Source organism: Polymorphospora sp. NPDC050346 (assembly GCF_040655695.1).
Taxonomy (GTDB): Bacteria; Actinomycetota; Actinomycetes; order Mycobacteriales; family Micromonosporaceae; genus Polymorphospora; species Polymorphospora lycopeni.
Genome location: NZ_JBFAKM010000006.1, coordinates 113,339 through 133,888, shown reverse-complemented (window position 1 = coordinate 133,888; position 20,550 = coordinate 113,339). Strand labels below are relative to the sequence as shown.

Below are 20,550 nucleotides of genomic sequence, written 5' to 3'. Positions count from 1 at the left end.
GCTCGGTCAGGGCATCGACCCGTGGATCACCCTCTACCACTGGGACCTGCCGCAGGAACTCCAGGACGCCGGCGGCTGGCCGGCCCGGGGACCGGTCACGGCCCCTGCGGGACCTCGAAGTTCGGTACGGCCGGGGCCGCCGGCCCGGGTGCCCCCGGCTGTCCCGGTTCCGCCGGCATCACCGGCTGTTCCGGCACGACGGGTCGCTCAGGCAGGACCGGCTCTTCCGGCACGACGGGCTGTTCGGGCTGGGCCGGCTGCTCGGGCTGGACGGGCGGCTGTTCGGGCTGGGCCGGAGCCGGCGGTGCGGGTGGTTCGGCCGGCGATGCCGGGGCTTGGGTCGGCGTGGGCCCCGCCGGGGACGGGCTCGGCGAAGACGGGCTCGGCGAAGACGACGAGATCGACGGGCTCGGGGAGGACGGCGACGGGCTCGACGGCGACGGGCTCGGTGACGACGAGGACGGTGACGGGCTCGGCGAGGACGGCGACGGTGACGGGCTCGGCGAAGGCGAGGGCGACACCGACGGTGAGGGAGACGGGGACACCGACGGCGTGGGTCGACCCGGCACGCCCGACGCACCCGGCGACGCGGCCGGAAGGCAGCTCGCCCGGTTCACGGTGTTCTCGTCGAGGGTGACCGCGCCGTCGCGGGCCAGCACCGCGCCGGGTGTGACCCGGGCACCGGGGTTGAGGCTGACCGAGTCGAGCGCCATGATGACGCCGACGAACTCGGTGTCGGAGCCCAACGTGGCCGACGTACCGACCTTCCAGTAGACGTTGCACAGCGGCCGGGGCGAGTTGACCACCCGCACCTGGCTGTCCGCGCCGGTGACCAGGGTGGTCGCCAGTTGGAAGACGAAGACCGCGTTCGCGTCGCCCCGGGCGTCGAGGGTGAGCGTGCCGGTGAGCGCCACCGCGTCGGTCGACGTGTAGACGCCGGGCGCGAGCGTCTTGCCGCCCAGCTCGGTGCCGGTCGGGTCGGTCGACACCCGGTTGCTCGCGTCGTCGTACGCGCTCGCCAGGTCGCGTTGGGCGTGCTGGGCCGACTCGTCGTTGGGATGCCGTTCGCCGTTGACGACCCCGGGTGGGAATCCGGTCAGCGTCTCGCCGGGTGCGACGCCGAGATCACCGCCGATCACGGAGTTGCCGACGTTGTTCACCGTTTCCCCGGCCAGTACGGCATAGCGGTCGGCCGCGCCGAGCGGGACCGGCCCGTTGGCCGCGTACGCGGGCGACGGCGCGAGGACCACGCCGGAGGCGAACGTGCCGCAGAGGACCAGACCCAGCCCTCTCAGGCCACGGCGGGCGCGTGCCCGGAGCGCAGCGTTGACTGTCATCGGATATCCCATTCGGTGTCGGATGGCTTGGCCCACCGTCGCGATCGCCCACCGGTGCCTGGCGGGCGGTGCCGGACCACCGACGGGCTCCCCGTACGTCTGTCGGCCAAACCTGGTCGCCCTGGCGAAGACCACCCGGGCGACACATCACGAAGCATTCTCACGACCGACCGAAGCCGGACGGTGACCGAATGTAGCGTGAAGCCAAGTGGCACCAGCGGGTCCACCACTGGGACATCACACCGGGTGATGTCCCGCCACTGGGCGCCGTTTCCACGACCGAAGGGTTCACCGCGGATGTTGGAGCGACTGCACGAAGCCGGCCTTCGGGCTGAACACTGCTACATGGCGGGCATCGCGAGCATCGGCCTGTCGTTTCTGAGCTGGGCCTGCTCCCGCAAACTCGAGTCGGCGGGCATCGACCGCGCCGACCGGTGGGGCATCTTCATCGGCGAATGGGCCCCGACGTTCATCGCACTCGGCAACGGGCTGCGCACGTACGAGAAGTGAGCCGGCGCCGAACCGGCAGATGATCAGCGCCGGCGGGTGCGGGCCCGCGTGGAGCGCAGCCGGCGGAGCCGGGCGACGAGCACCGGGGCGGCGGCGAGCGCGGCCGGGTTGTCGAGCAGCCCGTTGAGGATCTGGTAATAACGGGTCGCCGACAGGTCGAACGCGTCGCGGATCGCCTGCTCCTTCGAGCCGGCGTGTTTCCACCACTTCTGCTCGAAGGCGAGGACCTGCAGCTCACGGTCGGTCAGCGGCGGAGCCTCGGGCCGCGCCGCCTCGTCCGGCGGGGCACCGGCCCCGGTGGCGTCGCCCGCACCCGCCGGCCCGTCGGGACCGGGCGCGCCGGCCGGTTCGGCCGTGTCGTCCGGCGGCCGGACGTCCGGGGCGTCGGAGGCGGATGACTTCATGGCGCCCCCCGGGCGTCGGTGGCACTGATGTGCGAACGGACTCACCAGCCTAGCCGCCGGCCACGCACCGCGCACCGGACGCCCAGGTGGGGCGGGTTCCGGACCCCGCCCCACGCCACCAAGAATACGCTCAGGTGATGTCTCGACTACGCATTGTCCACAGTGCCGCGCCGAGAACCGCCACCAGTCCGACGCCGAACAGCACGGCCGACTGCTGCCAGGTGATGACCCACTCCGCCGGCTCGCAGGCACCCATCGTGAACTGGCACGAGTTCCAGTCGAAGAGCGTGTACGACTTGTTGAACCAGGCCACCGCGTAGCTCGACAGCACGAACCGGTCGGGGAAGGACACGCCGACGATGTTCAGCGCGATCCGGAGCCCGATCTCGCTCACCACGCCGATCCCGACCGCGGCGCCGAGCGCCATCGCGGTGTGCCGGCCCAGCGAGGCGAGGCCGAACGCGACGGCGGTGACCGCGAGCACCAGACCGATCCCCCGGGCGCCGGTGATCGCGAGCGACTGCCAGGTGCCACCGGTCATCCCCGCGACCGTGCCGTCGAACTTGCCGATCAGCCAGAACGCGACCGTCCACAGGGCACCGAGCACGACGCTGATCCCGAGCACGCTGCCGAGCAGCACACCGAGCTTGGTGAGCAGGACCGGCAGCCGCCGGGGCCGCCAGAGCAGCAGGTTCATCATGCCGCCGGTGTTCCACTCGGCGCCGACGTACGACGCGCCGACGATGAACCCGAACAGGGCGACGATCCCGGCGAACACCGAGACGAAGATGCCGAACTCGGCTTTGAAGTCGAACTGGTAGGGCAGGAACCAGTCGGCCGGGAACTGGTCGCGCTGGGGCGAGTAGTCGCGGCCGCAGTCCGGCGGGTAGCGGTCGTCGGTGTTCTCGCCCCGCGCCTGAGCCGCCTCGCAGTCGGCCACCGACTCCTGGTGGTAGCGAACCTGTTCCTCGTACTGCTGTTGGGCCTTGGCCTCGGCGGCGGCGCGCTGCGCCGGGCCGGTCGGCTGGCTGGCCAGGGAGAACGAGACCACGATGGCGCCCAGCCCGAGCACCATCAGGACCAGCATCAGCCGGGTCACCCGGCGCTTGAACAACCGGCGGAACTCCGCCTTCGCGAGGCTCATACCCCCCACGCTCCCTTGCTCGACGCCCCGGCGTCGGCCGCGCCGGCCGGCCCCACCACCACGGACTGGTCGACCTGCCGGTTCTGGCCGGGCACCGGTGCGGTGGCGGTCAGTTCGAGGAAGACGCTCTCCAGGTCGACGGTGAGCGGGGTCAGTTCACTGACGAAGAAGTCGCTCTCGGCCAGCACCCGGGTCACCCTGGCCGGCTTGTCGATCCCGCCCACCATGAGGTGGTCACGGTAGGTGGTGACCTGCGCGCCGGCCCGGGTGAGCAGGTCGGCGGCGATCGGCAGGTCGGTGACGGCCTCCAGGCGGACCCGGATCTCGGTGGCGGAGTGCTGCGCGAGCACCTCGGCGACCGGCCCGGCCGCGACCCGGCGGCCGCGGGAGATGATGGTGACCGAGTCGCAGATCTGCTGCACCTCGCCGAGGATGTGGCTGGACAGCACGACGGTCATGCCGGACCTGGCGAGGTTGGCCATCAGCGACCGCATCTCCCGGATGCCGCCGGGGTCGAGGCCGTTCGCGGGCTCGTCGAGGATCAGCAGCTTCGGGTTCTTCAGCAGGGCGGAGGCGACCGCGAGCCGCTGCTTCATGCCCAGCGAATAGGTCTTGACCCGCTCACCGGCCCGGTCCCGCAGACCGACCAGTTCGAGCACCTCGGCCACCCGGGTCTGGGCCACCCCGCCGGCGTCGGCGAGCAGCGACAGGGTGTCACTGGCGCTGAAGAACGGGAAGAACTGTGGACTCTCGACGATCGCGCCGACCTGGCCGGCGACGGCCGGCAGCGCCGCCGGCACCTCGTGGCCGAGGATGCTCATCCGGCCACCGTTCGCCCGGATGAGCCCGAGCAGGGTGCGCAGGGTGGTGGTCTTGCCCGACCCGTTCGGGCCGAGGAAGCCGTGCACCTGGCCGGCTTCGACCAGCATGTCGAACCCGTCCAACGCCTGGCGGACGCCGTGGCGTCTGCTCCGGTACGTCTTTCGTAGACCTTCTATTTCCAGTACGGCGACCAAGTTCGGCCTCCCCGCCTCGGTTCCGATGACGTGGGCACCATACTCGGTATGCACAAGCCGCGCTCACCCTTCCCCAAACAGGGGACAGAAAGGTAGGCCGTCAGGCGCAGATGACCGTCAGCCCGGCGGCCCGGAACGCCTCGACCGTCACCGGGTCGGCCCCCGAATCGGTGACCAGGGTCTCCACCCGCTCGATCGCGCAGATCCGGGCGAAGGCGTGCCCGCCCAGCTTCGACGAGTCGGCGATGATCACGACCCGCTTCGCCCGGGCGACCATGAGGGCGTTCATGGACGCCTCACCCTCGTGGTGGGCCGCCGCGCCGAGCTGTACGTCGATCGCGTCGACCCCGAGCAGCGCCACGTCGAGGGTGACCTCGCGCAGCAGCGCCCCGCCGAGTGGCCCGACCAACTCGAACGACTGCGGCCGTACGACGCCGCCGGCTACGACGACCTTCATCCGCGACCGAACCAGCAACTCGTTGGCGATGTTGAGCGCGTTGGTCACGACGGTCAACTGCGCGCCGTCGGCGCTGGTGTTCAGGTCGGCCCGTACGGCGAGCGCCCGGGCGACCTCGGTGGTCGTCGTGCCGCCGTTGAGACCGACCACCATGCCGGGCGAGACCAGCCCGGCGGCGGCGGCGCCGATGCGCTGCTTCTCCGCGGAGTGCTTGGCCGTCTTGTAGCGCAGCGGCAGGTCGTAGGAGACACCGTTGGCGACCGCGCCACCCCGGGTACGCGTGATCATCTGCTGCTGCGCGAGCTGGTCGAAGTCACGCCGGATGGTGGCCTGCGAGACGTCGAGCCGTTCGGCCGCGTCCTCGACGCTCACCCGACCACTCTCGGTGAGCAGTTCGAGCAGGGCGTTCCAGCGCGCGTACCGGTCCACGGGATGCCTCTCTGCACGAACGGTGAGCAGTTGCGTGCACGATAGTGCGCGAAACTGCGCCGCGCAAAGCCCGCAGGCTGCGCGATCTCGTCACATGGTTGCCAGGCCCCGGAAACTTCGCGCACAATGACGCTCGAAAGACCCTCGTACCGAGCCGTATCAAGCAGCACGGTTCGGTGCGCCACCGTCCGGCGCGCAGTGGTCTCGGCAAAGGAGTGCTTCCATGGCTTACGTCGACACGGAGATCGCGAGCCAACCCGACTGCTGGCGCCAGGCCGCCGAGGTCGCCGCAACGTCCACCGACGCGCTCCCCCGCCGGGGCGAACGGGTCGCCGTGGTCGGCTGCGGCACCTCGTGGTTCATGGCGATGGCGTACGCGGGCCTACGCGAGCGGGCCGGCCACGGCGAGACCGACGCCTTCCCCGCGTCCGAGTTCCCGGTCGGCCGACGTTACGACCGGGTGCTCGCGATCACCCGGTCCGGCACCACCACCGAGGTACTCGACCTGCTCAACGACCTGCACGGCACCTGCCCGACGTCGGTCGTCGTCGGCGACCCGGCATCGCCGGTGGTCGACGTGGCCACCGACCCGGTGCCGATTCCGTTCGCCGACGAACGGTCGGTCGTGCAGACCCGCTTCGCCACCAGCGCCCTCGCGCTGCTGCGCACCAGCCTCGGCGAAAACCTGACGGCCGCGGCCGCCGACGCCGAGGTGGCCGTACGGGCACCGCTGCCGATCGACCCGGCCCGCATCGAGCAGGCCACCTTCCTCGGCCGGGGCTGGACGATCGGGCTCGCCCACGAGGCAGCGCTGAAGTGCCGGGAGGCGGCCACCTTCTGGGCCGAGGCCTATCCGGCGATGGACTACCGGCACGGCCCCATCTCGATCGCGGCTCCCGGCCGTGCGGTGTGGGCGTTCGGCGAAATCCCCGACGGGCTCTCGCTCGACGTCGAGGCCACCGGTGCGGCGTTCGTCCACAGCCGGACCAGCGGGGTCCACTCCGTACTCGGCCGGTGGGTCGCCGGGCGCAAGCCGCTGGACCCGATGGCCGACCTGATCCTGGCCCAGCGGTTCGCGGTCGCGCTGGCCACCAGCCGCGGTCTCGACCCGGACGCACCCCGCCACCTGACCCGCTCCGTCGTTCTCACGTGACCGAGCGGAGCGAGGTCACCATCGGGCTCAGTACAAGGCACGGTGGCACCGAGCGCAGCGAGGGGACACCGTGACCGAGCGGAGCGAGGTCACCAACAGGCTCAGTACAAAGCACGGTGGCACCGAGCGCGGCGAGGGGACACCGTGACCGAAACCGCCGTCGTCGCGCTCGACGTCGGGGGCACCGGGATGAAGTGTGCGCTGGTCCGGCCCGACGGCCGGGTGCACCACACCGAACGGCACCCGACCGGCGCCGACCGGGGCCCGGAGGCGGTGATCGGCACCATCCTCGACGTCGCCGAAGGGCTGGCGGACAAGGCGCGGGCCGACGGGCTCGAGGTGGTGGCGGCCGGGGTGGCCGTACCCGGGGTCGTCGACGAGGCCGCCGGTGTGGCCCGCTGGTCGGCGAACGTCGGCTTCCGTGACGTACCGCTGCGGGACCTGGTGGCGGCGCGCCTGGGGCGGCCGGCGGCGCTCGGCCACGACGTGCGGGTCGGCGGCATCGCCGAGGCCCGGCTCGGTTCCGGGCAGGGCAGCGACCACGTGCTGTTCGTCGCGATCGGCACCGGCATCGCCGCCGCCCACGTGGTCGGCGGGTCGGCGTTCGCGGGGGCGCACGGTGCCGCCGGCGAGCTGGGCCACATCGTCGTACGCCCCGGCGGCTCGCGCTGCGGCTGCGGGCAGTACGGCTGCCTGGAGACGATCGCGTCGGCGTCGGCGGTCGGCCGGCGCTACACCGAGATCTCCGGTACGCCGGCCACCGCGGCCCAGGTCGCCGGACACGCCGCCGCGGGTGACCCGGTCGCCGCCGACGTGTGGCGGGAGACCGTCGAGGCGCTGGCCGACGGGCTGCTCGTCGCCCAGGCCCTGTTCGACCCGGCGGTGGTGGTGCTCGGCGGTGGACTCGCCGAGGCCGGCGCCGCCCTGCTCGACCCGCTGCGCGCCGCCCTGCGCAAGCGGCTGACCTTCCACCGCGAGCCACGACTGGTTCGCGCCACTCTCGGCGACGAGGCCGGCTGCATCGGGGCCGCCCTGCTCGCCCTCGACACTCTGGAGGCTCCGTGACCGTACGCGTCAGTGGCAAGGTGGTGACGCCGAACGGCGTGATCCGGCAGGGCTGCGTGGAGGTCGCCGGCGACCGGATCAACGCGGTCGCCGAATACCCGAGCGTGCGTGACGGGCACTGGATCGTGCCGGGGTTCGTCGACATCCACACCCACGGCGGCGGCGGGCACACGTTCACGACCGGCGACGTCGACGCGGCGCGCGGCGCGGCGGCGTTCCACCTGGCGCACGGTACGACGACGCTGCTGGCCAGCCTGGTCAGTTCGTCGCACGAGCTGATGCGGGCGGCGACGGCGGCGTTCGCGCCGCTGGTCCGCGAGGGGGTGCTGGCCGGGGTGCACTACGAGGGGCCGTACCTGTCGACGGTGCGCTGCGGTGCGCAGAATCCCGAGTTCCTGCGTGACCCGTCGGCCGACGAACTCACCGAGTTGATCGAGTTGAGCGGCGGCACGCTGCGGATGGTCACCCTCGCGCCGGAGCGGGACGGGGCGCTGGAGGCGGTGAAGCTGCTGGTCTCGCACGGGATCGTGGCGGCGGTCGGGCACACCGACGCGACGTACGAGCAGACGCTGGCGGCGGTCGCGGCCGGCGCCTGCGTCGGCACCCATCTCTTCAACGGCATGCGCCAGCCGCACCACCGCGAGCCGGGGCCGGTCTTCGCCCTGCTCGGGGCGCCGAACGTGTTCTGTGAGCTGGTCGCCGACGGGGTGCACCTGCACGACGGCACGCTGGCGTTCGCGGCGCAGACCGCCGGTCCGGACCGGGCGGTGCTGATCACCGACGCGATGGCCGCCGCCGGGATGGCGGACGGCGAGTACGAACTCGGCGGGCAGTCGGTGACGGTCGCCGACCGGGTGGCCAGGCTGACCCGCGACGGGTCGATCGCCGGGTCGACGCTGACCATGGACGCGGCGCTGCGCCAGGCGGTGGGTGCCGGGGTGTCGATGGTCGACGCGGTGCGGATGGCGGCGACCACGCCGGCCCGGGCGATCGGGGTCGACGACCGGGTCGGGGCGCTGGTGCCGGGCCGCCGCGCCGACCTGGTGGTGCTCGACGACGAACTGCGGGTGGTCCGGGTGATGCGCGCCGGCGCCTGGATCTGACCGGTACGCCCGGCACCGGGCCGGGTCAGGAGACCGGGGTGGGCTTCTCCACGGGTGCGGCCGGCTGGTTGAAGATCGCCGGCCGGTCGAACCCGTTGGGCAGCGCCGGCAGCGGGAGGTCGTCCCAGGGCACCCGGCTGAGCAGACGGGAGAGCAGCAGCCCGAGCAGGAGTCCGGCGATCGAATCGGTGATCCAGTGGAAGCCGAGGTAGGTCGTGGTGCAGAAGACGATCGCCGGGGGCGCCACCCGGATCGTGCGGTAGACCGCCGGGGAGACGTCCGGCCGGCCGAGGTGCCGGAGCAGGCCGGCGAGCAGCAGGGTGATGACGCCGTACCAGACGATGGCGTTGGCGACGTGACCGGACGGGTAGGCGAGCCCTTCCGCCGGGTCGCTGAACAGCCGCTCCGGGTGCGCGACGCCCTCGTTGTGCGGGTAGCCGCGGTGCAGCAGCACCTTCATCGGCCCGATCGTCGCGAACGTGATCAGGAAACCGCTGGCGAAGACCAGCGCCGGCCGCACCGACCGGGACCGCCAGGCCAGCGCGGCGGCGAGCAGGCCGGCGACCGGCATCAGCACCTGGCCGCCCTGCCCGAGCTTGTTGAACACCTCGGCGGTGATCGCCGCGGCATGCGGCCGGTGCGAGTCGACCCAGTCCCGTACGGCGATGTCGGTGTCGAGGAACACCCCGTTCGCCAGGGCGAGCGTCAGGGCCGCCGTGGCGACGAGCAACACCCCGTCGAGCCACCAGCCGGCCGGCCGGACCGGGCGCGGGGTGAGCCCGGCGATCTGCCGTACCGTCCGGGTCAACTGCACGCAGCCAGGCTACAGGTGCTGGCGGATCCGCTCGTGGATCAGATCGATGCGGACCCCGGAGTTGGGGCAGCCGCCGAAGTGGTGCAGCGCGATCACCTTGTCGCTGGCCCGGGAGATGACCGGCGAACCGGACGAGCCGCCCTCGGTGTCGCAGTGGTACGAGATGTCGGACGCGGTCCCGTAGCCGTCGTAGCTCGGGTTGTCGACGGCGCAGGTGCCGTTGGCGTCCCGGTCGCTGGACATCGCGATCACGGTCGGGTCGCCGCCCGGGTGCTGCGGGATGTAGAGCTCGGTGCCGCGGGCCGGCCGGCGCAGGTCGAGTTCGAGGTAGCCGAACTTCTCCACGGCCGGGAAGTCCTCGACGGTGAACAGCGTGTAGTCGAGCGTCCGGTCGGTGCTCAGCACCCGGTCACCCCACACCTTCGTGCTCCGGAACACCTCGTAGCCGCCGCAGGCCGCGCACTGGTAGTTGAACCACACCTCGGTCTGGTAGGCCTCTTCGGAGCTGGTGAAGCAGTGGTGGTTGGTCATCATCCGGTTGGTGGGGCCGAGCCGCCACGCCGTGCACAGTTCGGTGCCGTTGATGAGCAGCCGGGCGACCGCCTTCGAGCGCTCGTACGCGACCGGGTCGCTGGACCGGTAGCAGATCGCGTCGCGGGAGTCGTTGCGCCCGCAGACGCTCTCCTCCCGGCCGGGTCCGGCGGCGCCGGGCGCCGCTGCCGCGTCTTCGCGGTCGGCGGCGGTGAGGCCGTGCGCGACCCGGTCGATGCCGACGCCGAGCCCGGCCAGCCGGGAGCCGAGGCCGAGCAGGTCGGGGCGGGCCCGGTGCAGGGTGACCACGGCGGTGTCGCCGGAGACCGACATCGCCCAGCGGCCGGTCGGCGAGCCGCGCAGCGCGTCGACCACCCCGCCGACCGGGTCGCCGTCGATGCGGTGCACCTCGGTGCCGTCCGGGCTGGCCACCGTGACGTGGTCGCCGGGCAGCATCAGGAGCCGGTCGAAGTGCACCTTGACGTAGTCGGCGCCCGGGTAGCGCAGTGTGGTGGAGGTCTCCCCGTCGAGGTAGCCGAGCACCCGGTCGACGGTCTTCAGGGTGCCGATCCGGTCCCGGCCGGCGGGCGCGGAGGTGTTCTCGTCGCGGCCGGTGGGCGACGCCGTCCGGTCGCGCCCGGCTGGGGCGGTGGCCGCGCGGTCCGGTTCGGGGAGCGGCGGGTCCTCCTCGACCCGGTCGGCCGGGTCGGGCGTACCGGTGGCGGACGTCTCCGTGCCCGACCAGGTCGGCCGCTCGGCGGGCTGCCCCACCACCGCCGCCACCCCGGCCAGTGCCACCACCGTGCACGCTCCGACGACCCATGCCACCGTCCGCCGCATACCTGTGTCTCCCGTGTGTCCTGTGCGCGACATGCCGACGGCAGAAACCGTCAGATGCCACAAAGCCGGTGATCTCGCCACTGTGTAACGAGCCACGCCAGGCGGCGACGCGCGGTCCCGGCCGTCATGCTTGATGGGTGCGTATCACTTCCGCCCTCGTCGACCCGGCACTGCTCGACCTGCCGTGGTCCACCCCGCTGGAGGAGTGGCCGGCAGATCACCTGGTGGCGCTCCCCCAGGGCATCTCGCGGCACGTCGTACGGTTCGTCCGGCTCGCCGGCACGGTCTACGCGGTCAAGGAGACCGGCGAGCGGGTCGCCGAACGCGAGTACGACCTCCTCCGCGCCCTGGAGCGGATCGACTTCCCGTCCGTCGAGGCGGTGGCGATCGTCGCCGACCGGGTCGACCCGACGGGTGAGCCGCTGGCCCCGGTCCTGATCACCCGGCACCTCCAGTTCTCGCTGCCCTACCGGGCGCTCTTCTCCAACACGCTGCGCCCGGAGACGATGAACCGACTGCTGGACGCGCTCGCCGCGCTCATCGTCCGGATGCACCTGACCGGCTTCTTCTGGGGCGACTGCTCGCTGTCCAACACGCTCTTCCGGCGCGACGCCGGCGCCTTCGCCGCCTACCTGGTCGACGCCGAGACGGGGGCGCTGCACCCGCGGCTCTCCAACGGCCAGCGCGGCGAGGACCTGGAGATCGCGCGGGTGAACATCTTCGGCGAGGCGCTCGACCTGCAGGCCGCCGGACTGCTGCACGAGTCGATCGACCCGGAGGTGGTCTGCGAGGAGGTCGTCGCCCGCTACGAACGGCTGTGGCACGAGATCACCTTCGAGCAGGAGGTCGCCCGGGAGGCCCGGCACGACATCGAGGGCAGGATCCGGCGCCTCAACGAGATGGGCTTCGACGTGGCCGAGGTGGCGATGTCCCTGGTCGACCAGGGGGCCTACCTGATCCGCCCGAAGGTCGTCGACGCCGGCTACCACTCCCGCCGGCTGCTGCGGCTGACCGGGCTGGACGCCGAGGAGAACCAGGCCCGCCGGCTGCTCAACGACCTCGACACCTACCGGGCCGAGAGCGACCTGACCGACGAACAGCAGGCGGCACACCGGTGGTTGACCGAGGTGTTCGAGCCGGTGGTCCGGGCCGTACCCGCGCACCTGCGCCGCAAGCTGGAGCCGTCGGAGCTGTTCGCGCAGGTCATCGAGCACCGGTGGCGATTGTCGGAGAAGGCCGGACGCGACGTCGGGCTGGCCCCGGCGGTGCAGTCGTTCCTCGCCGACGTGCTGGTGCACCGCCCCGACGAGCAGGCCGTGCTCGGCATCGAGGTCGCCACCGGGTGACGAGCCACCGGTCGGTCCACCCGGTCGGTCACGGGACCGGGTCGGGTTCGTCCTCGGGTAGGGCCGGCACCGGGGTGGTCTGGGTGAGCAGCCAACTCAGCCCGGCCCGGCGGGCGACGACCGTGATCCGGTCACCGGCCCGGACCCGGCTCTCCAGGGCGGGCGCCCAGCGCAGCCGCGACTGACCGGCCCGGGCCAGCCCGATCACGCGTACGCCGGTGCCGCGCCGGGCGTCGCGCAGCCGTAGTCCGTCGAGCGGCGACCGCTCGCCGACGGTCACCTCGGCGACCAGCAGGACGTGCCGGTCGACCGGGATGGTGGCGATCACGTTGCGGTTGGTCAGGGCGCTGGCGAACGACGGCGCGGCCAGGTAGGAGACGCTGCGCGAGATGTTGATGTTGAAGGCGTGCTGGATCCGGGCGGCGAAGTCGCCGTCGAAGAGGCGCAGCACGACCCGCAGGTCGGGGTTGAGGGTGCGCCCGTTGAGCGCCGCCTGGAGGTTCGTCACGTCGTCGGTGGAGACCATGACCAGGGCCTGGCAGGTGGCCACCGAGGCGGCCCGCAACGTCTCCTCCTGCGCCCCGTCGGCGACGATGAACGGCACGCCGAGCCGGCGGACCAGCGACGCGCCCCGGGCATCGGGATCCTTGTCGATGGCCACGACCTCGACCCCCAGGTCGTGCAACTGCCCGACGACCCGGCTCCCGACGTTGCCGAGCCCGACCACCACCACGTGGCCGTCGCGGCGCACCGAGAGCCGGCCGACGGTGAGGGCGAGCTTGGCGTTGACGATGCCGTCGACCACGGCGGCGGTGATCAGCGGGATCAGCGCCAGCCCGGCGAGGGTCAGCACCACCTGCATGACCTGCACCCGCGCGTCGGTGCCGGCCTCGGGCTCGGCCCCGCTGAACGTGGTCAGCAGGGTCAGGTAGACCGCCTCCGCGATGCTGACCCCCTCGGCGCGGGCCAGCAGGAAACCGAAGAGCGCGACGATGGCGAGCACGCAGAGCGTCGCCATGCCGATCTTGCGGGTGGCGAACGACCGGATGCTCCGCAGCAGCCCGACGAACGGGTGCCGCCAGCGGGCCCGGGCCAGCCGCCGGGCCGCCAGTTCGGTCCCGGCCGGCCGGCCGCTCGCCTCGGCGAGCACCAGGTCGGCCCGGCTCTCGTCGGACGGCAGGACCCGCAGGTTGTTGGGCTCGCGGGTGTCGGCGAGCCCAACAACCACGTGCTCGGGCCGTACGTCGGCCCGCCGGGCCACCAGCAGGGTGCGGCCGGCGTGCCGGAAGTGGGTGGGGGCGACCTCGCCCAGTGCGGCGGCGACGAAGGCGGGTGCCGCCATCGAGGCGTCGGAGAGCACCTCGCAGTCCGGGAAGAGCCGCTTGACCCCGCTGCCGAGGTTGGCGTTGAACATCCGCATGACCAGGCGGAGGTCGGGCTCGACCTCCTGTGCGCACAGTGCGGCGTGGATGTTGCCGACGTCGTCCTGGTGCAGCAGCGCCAGGCCGGCCGCCCCGGTGAGGCCGGCGAGGCGGAAGGTCTCCTCGTTGAGGCGTTCGGCCCGCACGATCCGTATGCCGCGCAGCGCGGTGATGTCCGGGTCGCCGGGGCGGCGCCTGGTCGGCACGATGACGGTGATCCGTACCGGGCTGGTGGGGGTGTCCCGCCGCAGCGTCCGGACCACCCAGTAGGCCAGTGCGTCGTCGCCGCAGATCACGTAGTGCGGACGTGCCTCGCCGTTGGGGCGCAGGCTGTCCCGCAGCCTCGACTCGACCACGCGACGGGCGCGGCTACGCCAGGGGCCGGAGGTCATGCCCGGATCGTAGCGATGTCGTTCATCGATCGCCGCCCCGTGATCATTTCGCCGGATCGGGCAGCAACGTATCGACCACTCGATCGTTAAGCACTTTGTTGCAGTGCTCCCTATTTGCTAGGTGTATCCGGATTTGCCGCCCGCAGACCCGTACGACACCTGATTGGATGCGCAATGTCGAGATGGTTCCATCGTGCGGTCGGCACCGTCGGTGTCGCCGGCGGCTTCCTCCTGCTCACCGGCGGCGCCGCCCAGGCCGATCCGGCCGACGCCGCGCCGCAGGCGGCCGATCCGCAGCAGGTCCAGGGCGCCATCGACAAGCTCCTGACCCCGACCGGCACCCTTCCCGACCTGGGTCTGTCCGAACTCGACGCGACCGCCGGGGAGATCTCCGACGGCGTGCTCACGATCAGCCGCAACAACGCGGCCGACGGCAGCCGGGAGGCGGCGCCGGACCCGCTGACCGGGCAGTTGCCGGACCTCGCCGACGTACCGGTCGACCGGCTGCTCGCCGGCGAACTCCGGATGTTCCCCGGCCTCGGCGACCAGTCCGCCCCGGCCGGGCCGGCGGTCGACCAGGTCGGCCAGCCGGTGGGCCGGACCGGCGCCACGGCGGACGCCATACCGGCCATGGTGACCTCGGCCGGCGAACAGGTGCCCGCCCTGATCGGCGACGCGCTGATGGCCCAGAAGCCGGAGCTCTTCGGTGGCACCGAGTCGCTGCCCGTCGTCGACACGCTGCCGGTCGTCGGCGGCCTCCCGGTGGTCGGTGACCTGACCCACGGCGGCGTACCGCTGGTCGGATCACTGCCGCTGGTCGGCGACCCGTCGAACCTGGTCGGCCCGGCCGCCGCCGGTCCGACGACCCAGCCGGCCACGACCCAGCCGGCCACGACCCGACCGGCGACCACTCAGCCCGCCACGACCCAGCCGGCGACGACCCAGCCGGCGACCGGGGACACGGCCACCCGGCCCGCGACCGGACCGGCACCGTCGACCGCCGGCGGGCAGCCGGCCCGCGGCGGCGAGCGGAGCTTCAACGGCACCGGCCGCCCGGTCGCCGGCGAGGACCCCGACTACGCCGAGTCGGCCTCGTCCGCACCGCGGATCCTGCCGGCGTTCGACGGCCCGGTGACCCTGCCGGCCCCCGCCGGCTCACCCGTCCTGCCCGCCGCCGGTCAGCACCCCGGAATCCGGCCCGCCGGGACCCTGCCCGGCGCATCGGATCCGCAGCTCCTGCCGGCCTTCGACGGCCTGCAGACCCTGCCCGCACAGGGCGGCCGACCCGCCACCAGCACCGTCGCGCCGATGGTCATGAGCATCGACCGAACCCTGCCGGCGGGCTGACCGCCCACGGCCCCCCGACGGCCCCCGCCCGGCGCGACCCGCCGGCCGGGGGCCGTTCCCCGTTCCACCCACCCGCCGCCCCGGATTGAACGCCGCCGTACCGGGCATCCTGGCCACAACCGGGCCGGAGGGGGCGGATGGACGGATCACGACTGCTGGGCCGCCTGTTCGGCGTACGCGCCGAGCAGGTCGACCCCGGCGCCGACGGCCCGGCCGAGGCGCCGGGGATGCCCGGCCCGGCCGGGGTGACGGTCGTCGGCGGTGGCATCGCGGGCATGTCCGCGGCGGTGGTGCTCGCCGAACGCGGGGTGCGGGTGACGGTGCTCGAAGGCGCCCCACGGCTGGGCGGCCGGCTGTCGGCCCGGCCGGAGTCGCTCCCCGACGGCACGTCCCAACTCGTCGACCACGGCTTCCACGCGTTCTTCCGGCAGTACTACAACTGGCGGGCGATCCTGCGCCGGATCGACCCCGGGCTGGGTTTCCTGCGCCCGGTCGACGGCTATCCGGTGCTGTCGGCCGACTGGCCGCCGGAGGAGTTCGGCCGGCTGCCGGCCGCCCCGCCGGCGAACCTGCTGGCCCTGCTCGCCCGCAGCCCCAGCCTGCGCCTGCGCGACCTGCGCGGCATCGACCGGCGGGCGGCGCTGCCGCTGCTCGCGTACGACCCCGAACGCACCCACCGCGACCATGACGGCGCCAGCGCACGGCAACTGCTGGACCGGCTGCACCTGCCCGACCGGGCCCGGGCGATGCTCTTCGAGGTCTTCGCGCACTCGTTCTTCAACCACGAGGCCGACCTGTCGGCCGCCGAACTGATCGCCGCCTTCCACTTCTACTTCCTGGGCAATCCGGAGGGGCTCGCCTTCGACGCACCCGACCTCGACCACGACAGTGCGATCTGGCGGCCGCTCGCGGCCCACGCCGAACGCCGGGGCGCGGTGGTGCACACCGGCGATCCGGCCGTGGAGGTCCGGCCCGGCTGGCGGGTCGACACCGCCGCGGGGCGTACCCACCGGTCGGCGTTCCTGGTCCTCGCCGTCGATCCGCCGGCCCTGCGCGACCTGCTCGCCGCCTCGCCCCGGCTCGCCGCCGCCGCACCGGTGCTCGCCGGGCAGGTCGCGGCGGCCGGTGTCGGGCCGCCGTACGCGGTCGCCAGGTTCTGGTTCGGCGGCGACGTGGCCCCGGGGCGGTCGGTGTTCAGCGGGGTTTCGCGGCAGCCGACCCTCGACTCGATCACGCTCTACCACCGGCTGGAACGCGGCGCTCGGCGGTGGGCCGACCGCGTCGGTGGTTCGGTCGTCGAACTGCACGCGTACGCCTGCCCCGACCTGCCGGCGCCGGTCCTGGCGGACCGGATGCGGGCCGAACTCGCGGCCCTGTGGCCGGAGACGGCCGGCCTGCCCGTGGTCGACCTGCGGGCGGAGACCGGGGCGCGGGCCCCGGCGTTCCGGCCCGGCACGGCGGCCGGCCGCCCGGGTGTGCGCACCGACGCCGACCGGCTCTACCTGGCCGGCGACGGCATCCACACCGACCTGCCGAGCGCGTTGATGGAGCGGGCCGCGGCCACCGGGATCACCGCCGCCAACCACGTGTTGCGCCGGCTCGGTGCGGGTGCCGAGCCGCTGCGGTCGGTCCGCCCACGCGGGCTGCTGGCCGGTCGGCGGGGCTGAGCCGTGCAGACGTTCCTGCCGTACCCGGACTTCACCGCCAGCGCCCGCGCGCTGGACGCCCGGCGGCTCGGCAAGCAGCGGGTCGAGGCGTTGCAGGTGTTGCGGGCCCTCACCCGGCCGCGCTACGGGTGGCGGCACCACCCGGCGGTGAAGATGTGGGCCGGCTACGAGGAGGCCCTGGTCCGCTACGGCTTGCAGATGTGCGAGGTGTGGTGCGAGACCGGGCGCCGGGACACCGTCGCGGGCAGCCTGGTCGCGGACCTCACCCTCGCCTGCGGCGCCTTTCCCGTACGGGCCCAGCCCGACCTGGCCGCGGCCGGCGAGCTGCCCCGGTGGCTCGGTGACGGCGCACTGCACCGCAGCCACCGCTCGTCGCTGCTGCGCAAGGACCCCGACTTCTACCGGCCGCTGTTCGGCGACCTGCCGGACGACCTGCCGTACGTCTGGCCGGGCTCCGACCGACCACCCCGCTGCCTGCCGCCCGCCGACGGTTAAATCGCTGGTCCGACGTTCGCCGGTCTCCCTACAGTGGACCGGTCAGCCGGCCACGACCGAGCCGCCCGTCCGACCGGACCGGGCGGCTGTTTCGTCACGCCCCACCCCCACCGAGCCGCGACCGAACGAGAGGAGTCCCGGTGAACGCCGTACTGGTCGTCAACGCCGACCTCGGGCCGCTGCACCGGGTCAGCGTGCAGCACGCGATCCGGATGCTCTGCCGCCGGGTGGCCGAGATCCACGAAGCCGAGCCGGACCGGCTCATCGGGGCGTTCCCGCTGCCCCGGGTCGTACGCCTGGTCCGCTACGTCGTCACCCGCTGGCGGTTCACCTCCGGGCCGGGGTGGTCCCGGGCCGGGGTGCTGGTCCGCGACGGCCGGTGCTGCGCCTACTGTGGCGGCCCGGCGAGCACCGTCGACCACCTGCTGCCCCGCTCGCGGGGTGGCCGGAACACCTGGCTGAACACGGTCGCCGCCTGCGGTCCGTGCAACAACCACAAGGCCGACCGTACGCCCGGTGAGGCGGGCATGCGGCTGCGTCGTACGCCGGTCGCCCCCAGCTGGGCGGCGCTGGTCCGCTGAACCCACCCGGCCACGTCGGCCGGTCGACCCGGCCGGCCGGTGAAGGAACTCCTTCGCCGGCCGGCTCCGCCCTGGAGGCGACGATGTCCGCCCGCCGGAAGAAGTACCCCCGCACCCATCACCTGCCCGGTTCCCCCGGCGCCACCGCCGACGACCGGCGGCTGCCGGACCTGTCCGGCCTGACCGGCGAGCTGGTGGTGACCGAGAAGATGGACGGCGGGAACGTCACCTTCACCCGCGAGGCGATGTACGCCCGCTCGGTCGACTCCGGCACGCACGTGTGGGACCGGCCGGCGAAGGCGGTCTGGGCGCGGGTCGCGCACGACGTCCCGGCCGGCTGGCGGATCAGCGGCGAGTCGATGTGGGCCCGGCGCAGTGTCGGCTACGACGACCTGCCCGGGGTCTTTCTCGTCTTCGGGGTGTGGGACGCCGACGACACGCTGCTCGGCTGGGACGACACCGAGCAGTGGGCCGCTCTGCTCGGCCTGCCGCTGGTGCCGGTGCTGCACCGGGGGGCGGATCTCGCCGCCGCGCTGGGCGCCTGGGCCGGGTGCCGGGACACCACGACGTCGGAGGGTTTCGTCGTACGGCCGGCGGGTCCGGTGCCCGCAAGCGGGTTCGCGCACCGGGTCGGCAAGTGGGTACGCGCCGGCCACGTCCGTACGACGGCGGCCTGGCGGCACCGGGACGACTTCGCCACCAACGGTTTCCGGGCAACGGATGGGCCGAAACGGTCACCTTCTCCGGGGGCCGGATAAGTGAGTGGGCATCGATCGTGGGCCGCCCGTTTTCCGGGCGGGCCCATCGGCTTCCGTGCGGTCCGAGATTGGTGGAGCCCCCGGCCGGGATCGAACCGGCGACATCTCGCTTACAAGGCGAGTGCTCTGGCCAGCTGAGCTACAGGGGCGTGTCCGTGGCCAGCATAACCACTGATCGGGCCACAACAGCGCAATGACCGGCATCGGTGGCCAAGATCGCTCTTCCGGTGCCGGAAGTGCGGCGGGAGCTACTGAATCGGACCGATAGACGAACTTGTCGACATGGACTGCCCGACTGGCCATTTAGTGACTGTCAGAAGCCACTTGTCCCGGAAAGTCGGGCCCGTCAGCGCCGGCTTCCGTCCCACGGATGGCGTCTGACCTTGGCACCGGGCCGAATCCCGTTTACCGTGGCGTGACACGAGCGACATCCGTGGCTGCCCTGCTGTCCGGATGCCGTTCGTTGGCCGGTGCCCACCGCACCGGTCGCTCCTTCACTCGGATCGTCCGGCACGTTCCTGCCGGTGAAAGGAAGCGCTTCACCATGGCTACGGTCACCTACGCGAAGGCGTCCCGGATCTACCCGGGCACCGAACGCCCCGCGGTCAACGAACTCGACCTGGAGATCGGCGACGGGGAGTTCCTCGTCCTGGTCGGCCCCTCCGGTTGCGGCAAGTCCACCAGCCTGCGGATGCTCGCCGGCCTCGAAGACGTCGACAAGGGCTCGATCTACATCGACAGCCGCGACGTCACGCACCTGCCGCCGAAGGCCCGCGACATCGCGATGGTCTTCCAGAACTACGCGCTCTACCCGCACATGTCGGTCTACGACAACATGGCCTTCGCGCTGAAGCTGCGCAAGACCTCGAAGGCCGAGATCGACCGGCGGGTGAAGGAGGCGGCGGCGCTGCTGCAGCTCGAGGAGTTCCTCAGCCGCAAGCCCAAGGCGCTCTCCGGTGGTCAGCGCCAGCGGGTCGCCATGGGTCGCGCCATCGTCCGCGAGCCGCAGGTCTTCCTCATGGACGAGCCGCTGTCCAACCTGGACGCGAAGCTGCGGGTCCAGACCCGTACCCAGATCGCCTCGCTGCAGGCCAAGCTCGGCGTCACGACCGTCTACGTCACCCACGACCAGGTCGAGGCCATGACCATGGGCCACCGGGTGGCGGTCATGCTCGACGGCGTGCTCCAGCAGGTCGACACCCCGCGGACGCTCTACGACACCCCGGCCAACGTCTTCGTCGCCGGCTTCATGGGCTCCCCGGCCATGAACATCAAGACCGTGTCGCTGTCGGAGAAGGGCGCGGTGTTCGCGGACCTGCTCGTTCCGCTGACCCGGGAGCAGGTTGCCACGGCCCAGGCCGACGGCGGCAACAAGAAGGTGACCGTCGGGTTCCGTCCGGAGGACTGCGACCTGGTCAGCCCGACCGAGGGCGGCCTGCCGGTCGTCGTCGAACTGGTCGAGGACCTCGGCTCCGACGCCAACGTCTACGGCCACGCCACCCTCGACGGCGTCTCGGAGCGGTTCGTCGTACGCACCGACCGCCGGCACATGCCGAACATGGGCGACACGGTGTTCGTGAAGCCGCGTACCGACCGGCACCACACCTTCCACGCCGCGACCGGCGTGCGGCTCTGATCCGCCTGGTCGAACGAGAAGGGCGCCCCACGGATCTCCGTGGGGCGCCCTTTCCCGTCCGGCCGGGCACCGGAGGGTCGGGGTCGCGGGCCGATCCCGCCGGC

General features: G+C 72.7%; 19 protein-coding genes, 1 tRNA gene and 1 pseudogene. 12 read left to right on the top strand and 9 right to left on the bottom strand.

All coding sequences use genetic code 11. The features are described from left to right. Nucleotides 1-88, top strand: a pseudogene (locus AB0I42_RS08630) (family 1 glycosylhydrolase); the annotation flags it as partial. 7 nt (nucleotides 89-95) lie between these two features. On the opposite strand, the gene AB0I42_RS08625 reads toward AB0I42_RS08630, so the two are convergent. Further along, nucleotides 96-1,337 carry an ice-binding family protein gene (locus AB0I42_RS08625; protein ID WP_357535449.1) on the bottom strand — a complete coding sequence of 414 codons (1,242 nt, stop codon included), beginning with the start codon at nucleotides 1,335-1,337 and terminating at the stop codon, nucleotides 96-98. A 297-nt stretch (nucleotides 1,338-1,634) separates the two neighbouring features. Here AB0I42_RS08625 and AB0I42_RS08620 point away from each other — a divergent pair, with 297 nt between their 5' ends. After that, complete coding sequence (locus AB0I42_RS08620) at nucleotides 1,635-1,847, top strand: hypothetical protein (RefSeq protein WP_357535447.1); 213 nt, start codon at nucleotides 1,635-1,637, stop codon at nucleotides 1,845-1,847. A 23-nt stretch (nucleotides 1,848-1,870) separates the two neighbouring features. On the opposite strand, the gene AB0I42_RS08615 is transcribed toward AB0I42_RS08620, so the two are convergent. From AB0I42_RS08615 to AB0I42_RS08600, 4 genes are all read right to left on the bottom strand, one after another. Further along, nucleotides 1,871-2,251 (bottom strand): DUF3263 domain-containing protein, encoded by a 381-nt coding sequence (locus AB0I42_RS08615; RefSeq protein ID WP_357535445.1) that lies wholly within the window; start codon nucleotides 2,249-2,251, stop codon nucleotides 1,871-1,873. A 130-nt stretch (nucleotides 2,252-2,381) separates the two neighbouring features. Beyond that, nucleotides 2,382-3,395 (bottom strand): ABC transporter permease subunit, encoded by a 1,014-nt coding sequence (locus tag AB0I42_RS08610; protein ID WP_357535443.1) that lies wholly within the window; start codon nucleotides 3,393-3,395, stop codon nucleotides 2,382-2,384. Further along, the gene (locus AB0I42_RS08605) at nucleotides 3,392-4,411 is read right to left on the bottom strand and encodes an ABC transporter ATP-binding protein (protein WP_357535441.1); all 1,020 of its coding nucleotides are present in this window, start codon (nucleotides 4,409-4,411) and stop codon (nucleotides 3,392-3,394) included. The genes AB0I42_RS08610 and AB0I42_RS08605 overlap by 4 nt, the downstream gene beginning before the upstream one ends. Before the next feature lie 100 nt (nucleotides 4,412-4,511). Then, nucleotides 4,512-5,297 (bottom strand): DeoR/GlpR family DNA-binding transcription regulator, encoded by a 786-nt coding sequence (locus AB0I42_RS08600; RefSeq protein WP_357535440.1) that lies wholly within the window; start codon nucleotides 5,295-5,297, stop codon nucleotides 4,512-4,514. Between the two features lie 223 nt (nucleotides 5,298-5,520). On the opposite strand from AB0I42_RS08600, the gene AB0I42_RS08595 reads away from it, so the two are divergent. From AB0I42_RS08595 to nagA, 3 genes are all read left to right on the top strand, one after another. Then, on the top strand, nucleotides 5,521-6,450 hold the full coding sequence (locus AB0I42_RS08595; protein WP_357535438.1) for a sugar isomerase: 930 nt from the start codon (nucleotides 5,521-5,523) through the stop codon (nucleotides 6,448-6,450). Between the two features lie 189 nt (nucleotides 6,451-6,639). Then, the gene (locus tag AB0I42_RS08590) at nucleotides 6,640-7,515 is read left to right on the top strand and encodes an ROK family protein (RefSeq protein WP_357535674.1); all 876 of its coding nucleotides are present in this window, start codon (nucleotides 6,640-6,642) and stop codon (nucleotides 7,513-7,515) included. Beyond that, a complete protein-coding gene (nagA, locus tag AB0I42_RS08585; RefSeq protein WP_357535436.1) occupies nucleotides 7,512-8,618 on the top strand; it encodes an N-acetylglucosamine-6-phosphate deacetylase in 1,107 nt (368 codons plus the stop codon). Before AB0I42_RS08590 ends, nagA begins: the two co-directional genes overlap by 4 nt. A gap of 25 nt (nucleotides 8,619-8,643) precedes the next feature. Here nagA and AB0I42_RS08580 read toward each other — a convergent pair whose 3' ends face one another. Next, nucleotides 8,644-9,432 carry a phosphatase PAP2 family protein gene (locus AB0I42_RS08580; RefSeq protein WP_357535434.1) on the bottom strand — a complete coding sequence of 263 codons (789 nt, stop codon included), beginning with the start codon at nucleotides 9,430-9,432 and terminating at the stop codon, nucleotides 8,644-8,646. Nucleotides 9,433-9,441: 9 nt separating this feature from the next. Then, the gene (locus AB0I42_RS08575) at nucleotides 9,442-10,791 is read right to left on the bottom strand and encodes a serine protease (protein WP_357535432.1); all 1,350 of its coding nucleotides are present in this window, start codon (nucleotides 10,789-10,791) and stop codon (nucleotides 9,442-9,444) included. A 149-nt stretch (nucleotides 10,792-10,940) separates the two neighbouring features. Here AB0I42_RS08575 and AB0I42_RS08570 point away from each other — a divergent pair, with 149 nt between their 5' ends. After that, complete coding sequence (locus tag AB0I42_RS08570) at nucleotides 10,941-12,149, top strand: DUF4032 domain-containing protein (RefSeq protein WP_357535431.1); 1,209 nt, start codon at nucleotides 10,941-10,943, stop codon at nucleotides 12,147-12,149. 28 nt (nucleotides 12,150-12,177) lie between these two features. Here AB0I42_RS08570 and AB0I42_RS08565 read toward each other — a convergent pair whose 3' ends face one another. Next, entirely contained in the window at nucleotides 12,178-13,962 is a 1,785-nt protein-coding gene (locus tag AB0I42_RS08565) for an NAD-binding protein (RefSeq protein ID WP_357535430.1), read from the bottom strand. Between the two features lie 174 nt (nucleotides 13,963-14,136). Here AB0I42_RS08565 and AB0I42_RS08560 point away from each other — a divergent pair, with 174 nt between their 5' ends. From AB0I42_RS08560 to AB0I42_RS08540, 5 genes are all read left to right on the top strand, one after another. Then, nucleotides 14,137-15,309: a hypothetical protein gene (locus AB0I42_RS08560; protein WP_357535428.1), complete on the top strand. Its 1,173-nt coding sequence runs from the start codon at nucleotides 14,137-14,139 to the stop codon at nucleotides 15,307-15,309. A gap of 137 nt (nucleotides 15,310-15,446) precedes the next feature. After that, entirely contained in the window at nucleotides 15,447-16,976 is a 1,530-nt protein-coding gene (locus tag AB0I42_RS08555; RefSeq protein WP_357535426.1) for an FAD-dependent oxidoreductase, read from the top strand. Between the two features lie 3 nt (nucleotides 16,977-16,979). After that, entirely contained in the window at nucleotides 16,980-17,471 is a 492-nt protein-coding gene (locus tag AB0I42_RS08550) for an MSMEG_6728 family protein (RefSeq protein WP_357535424.1), read from the top strand. A gap of 140 nt (nucleotides 17,472-17,611) precedes the next feature. Then, nucleotides 17,612-18,052 (top strand): HNH endonuclease, encoded by a 441-nt coding sequence (locus tag AB0I42_RS08545; protein ID WP_357535422.1) that lies wholly within the window; start codon nucleotides 17,612-17,614, stop codon nucleotides 18,050-18,052. A gap of 83 nt (nucleotides 18,053-18,135) precedes the next feature. Beyond that, on the top strand, nucleotides 18,136-18,810 hold the full coding sequence (locus tag AB0I42_RS08540; protein WP_357535420.1) for an RNA ligase family protein: 675 nt from the start codon (nucleotides 18,136-18,138) through the stop codon (nucleotides 18,808-18,810). A 72-nt stretch (nucleotides 18,811-18,882) separates the two neighbouring features. Here the strand turns inward: AB0I42_RS08540 and AB0I42_RS08535 are convergent. Next, a tRNA-Thr gene (locus tag AB0I42_RS08535) sits at nucleotides 18,883-18,959 on the bottom strand. A 395-nt stretch (nucleotides 18,960-19,354) separates the two neighbouring features. Here AB0I42_RS08535 and ugpC point away from each other — a divergent pair. Further along, on the top strand, nucleotides 19,355-20,446 hold the full coding sequence (gene ugpC / locus AB0I42_RS08530; RefSeq protein WP_357535418.1) for a sn-glycerol-3-phosphate ABC transporter ATP-binding protein UgpC: 1,092 nt from the start codon (nucleotides 19,355-19,357) through the stop codon (nucleotides 20,444-20,446). Nucleotides 20,447-20,550 lie beyond the last annotated feature (104 nt).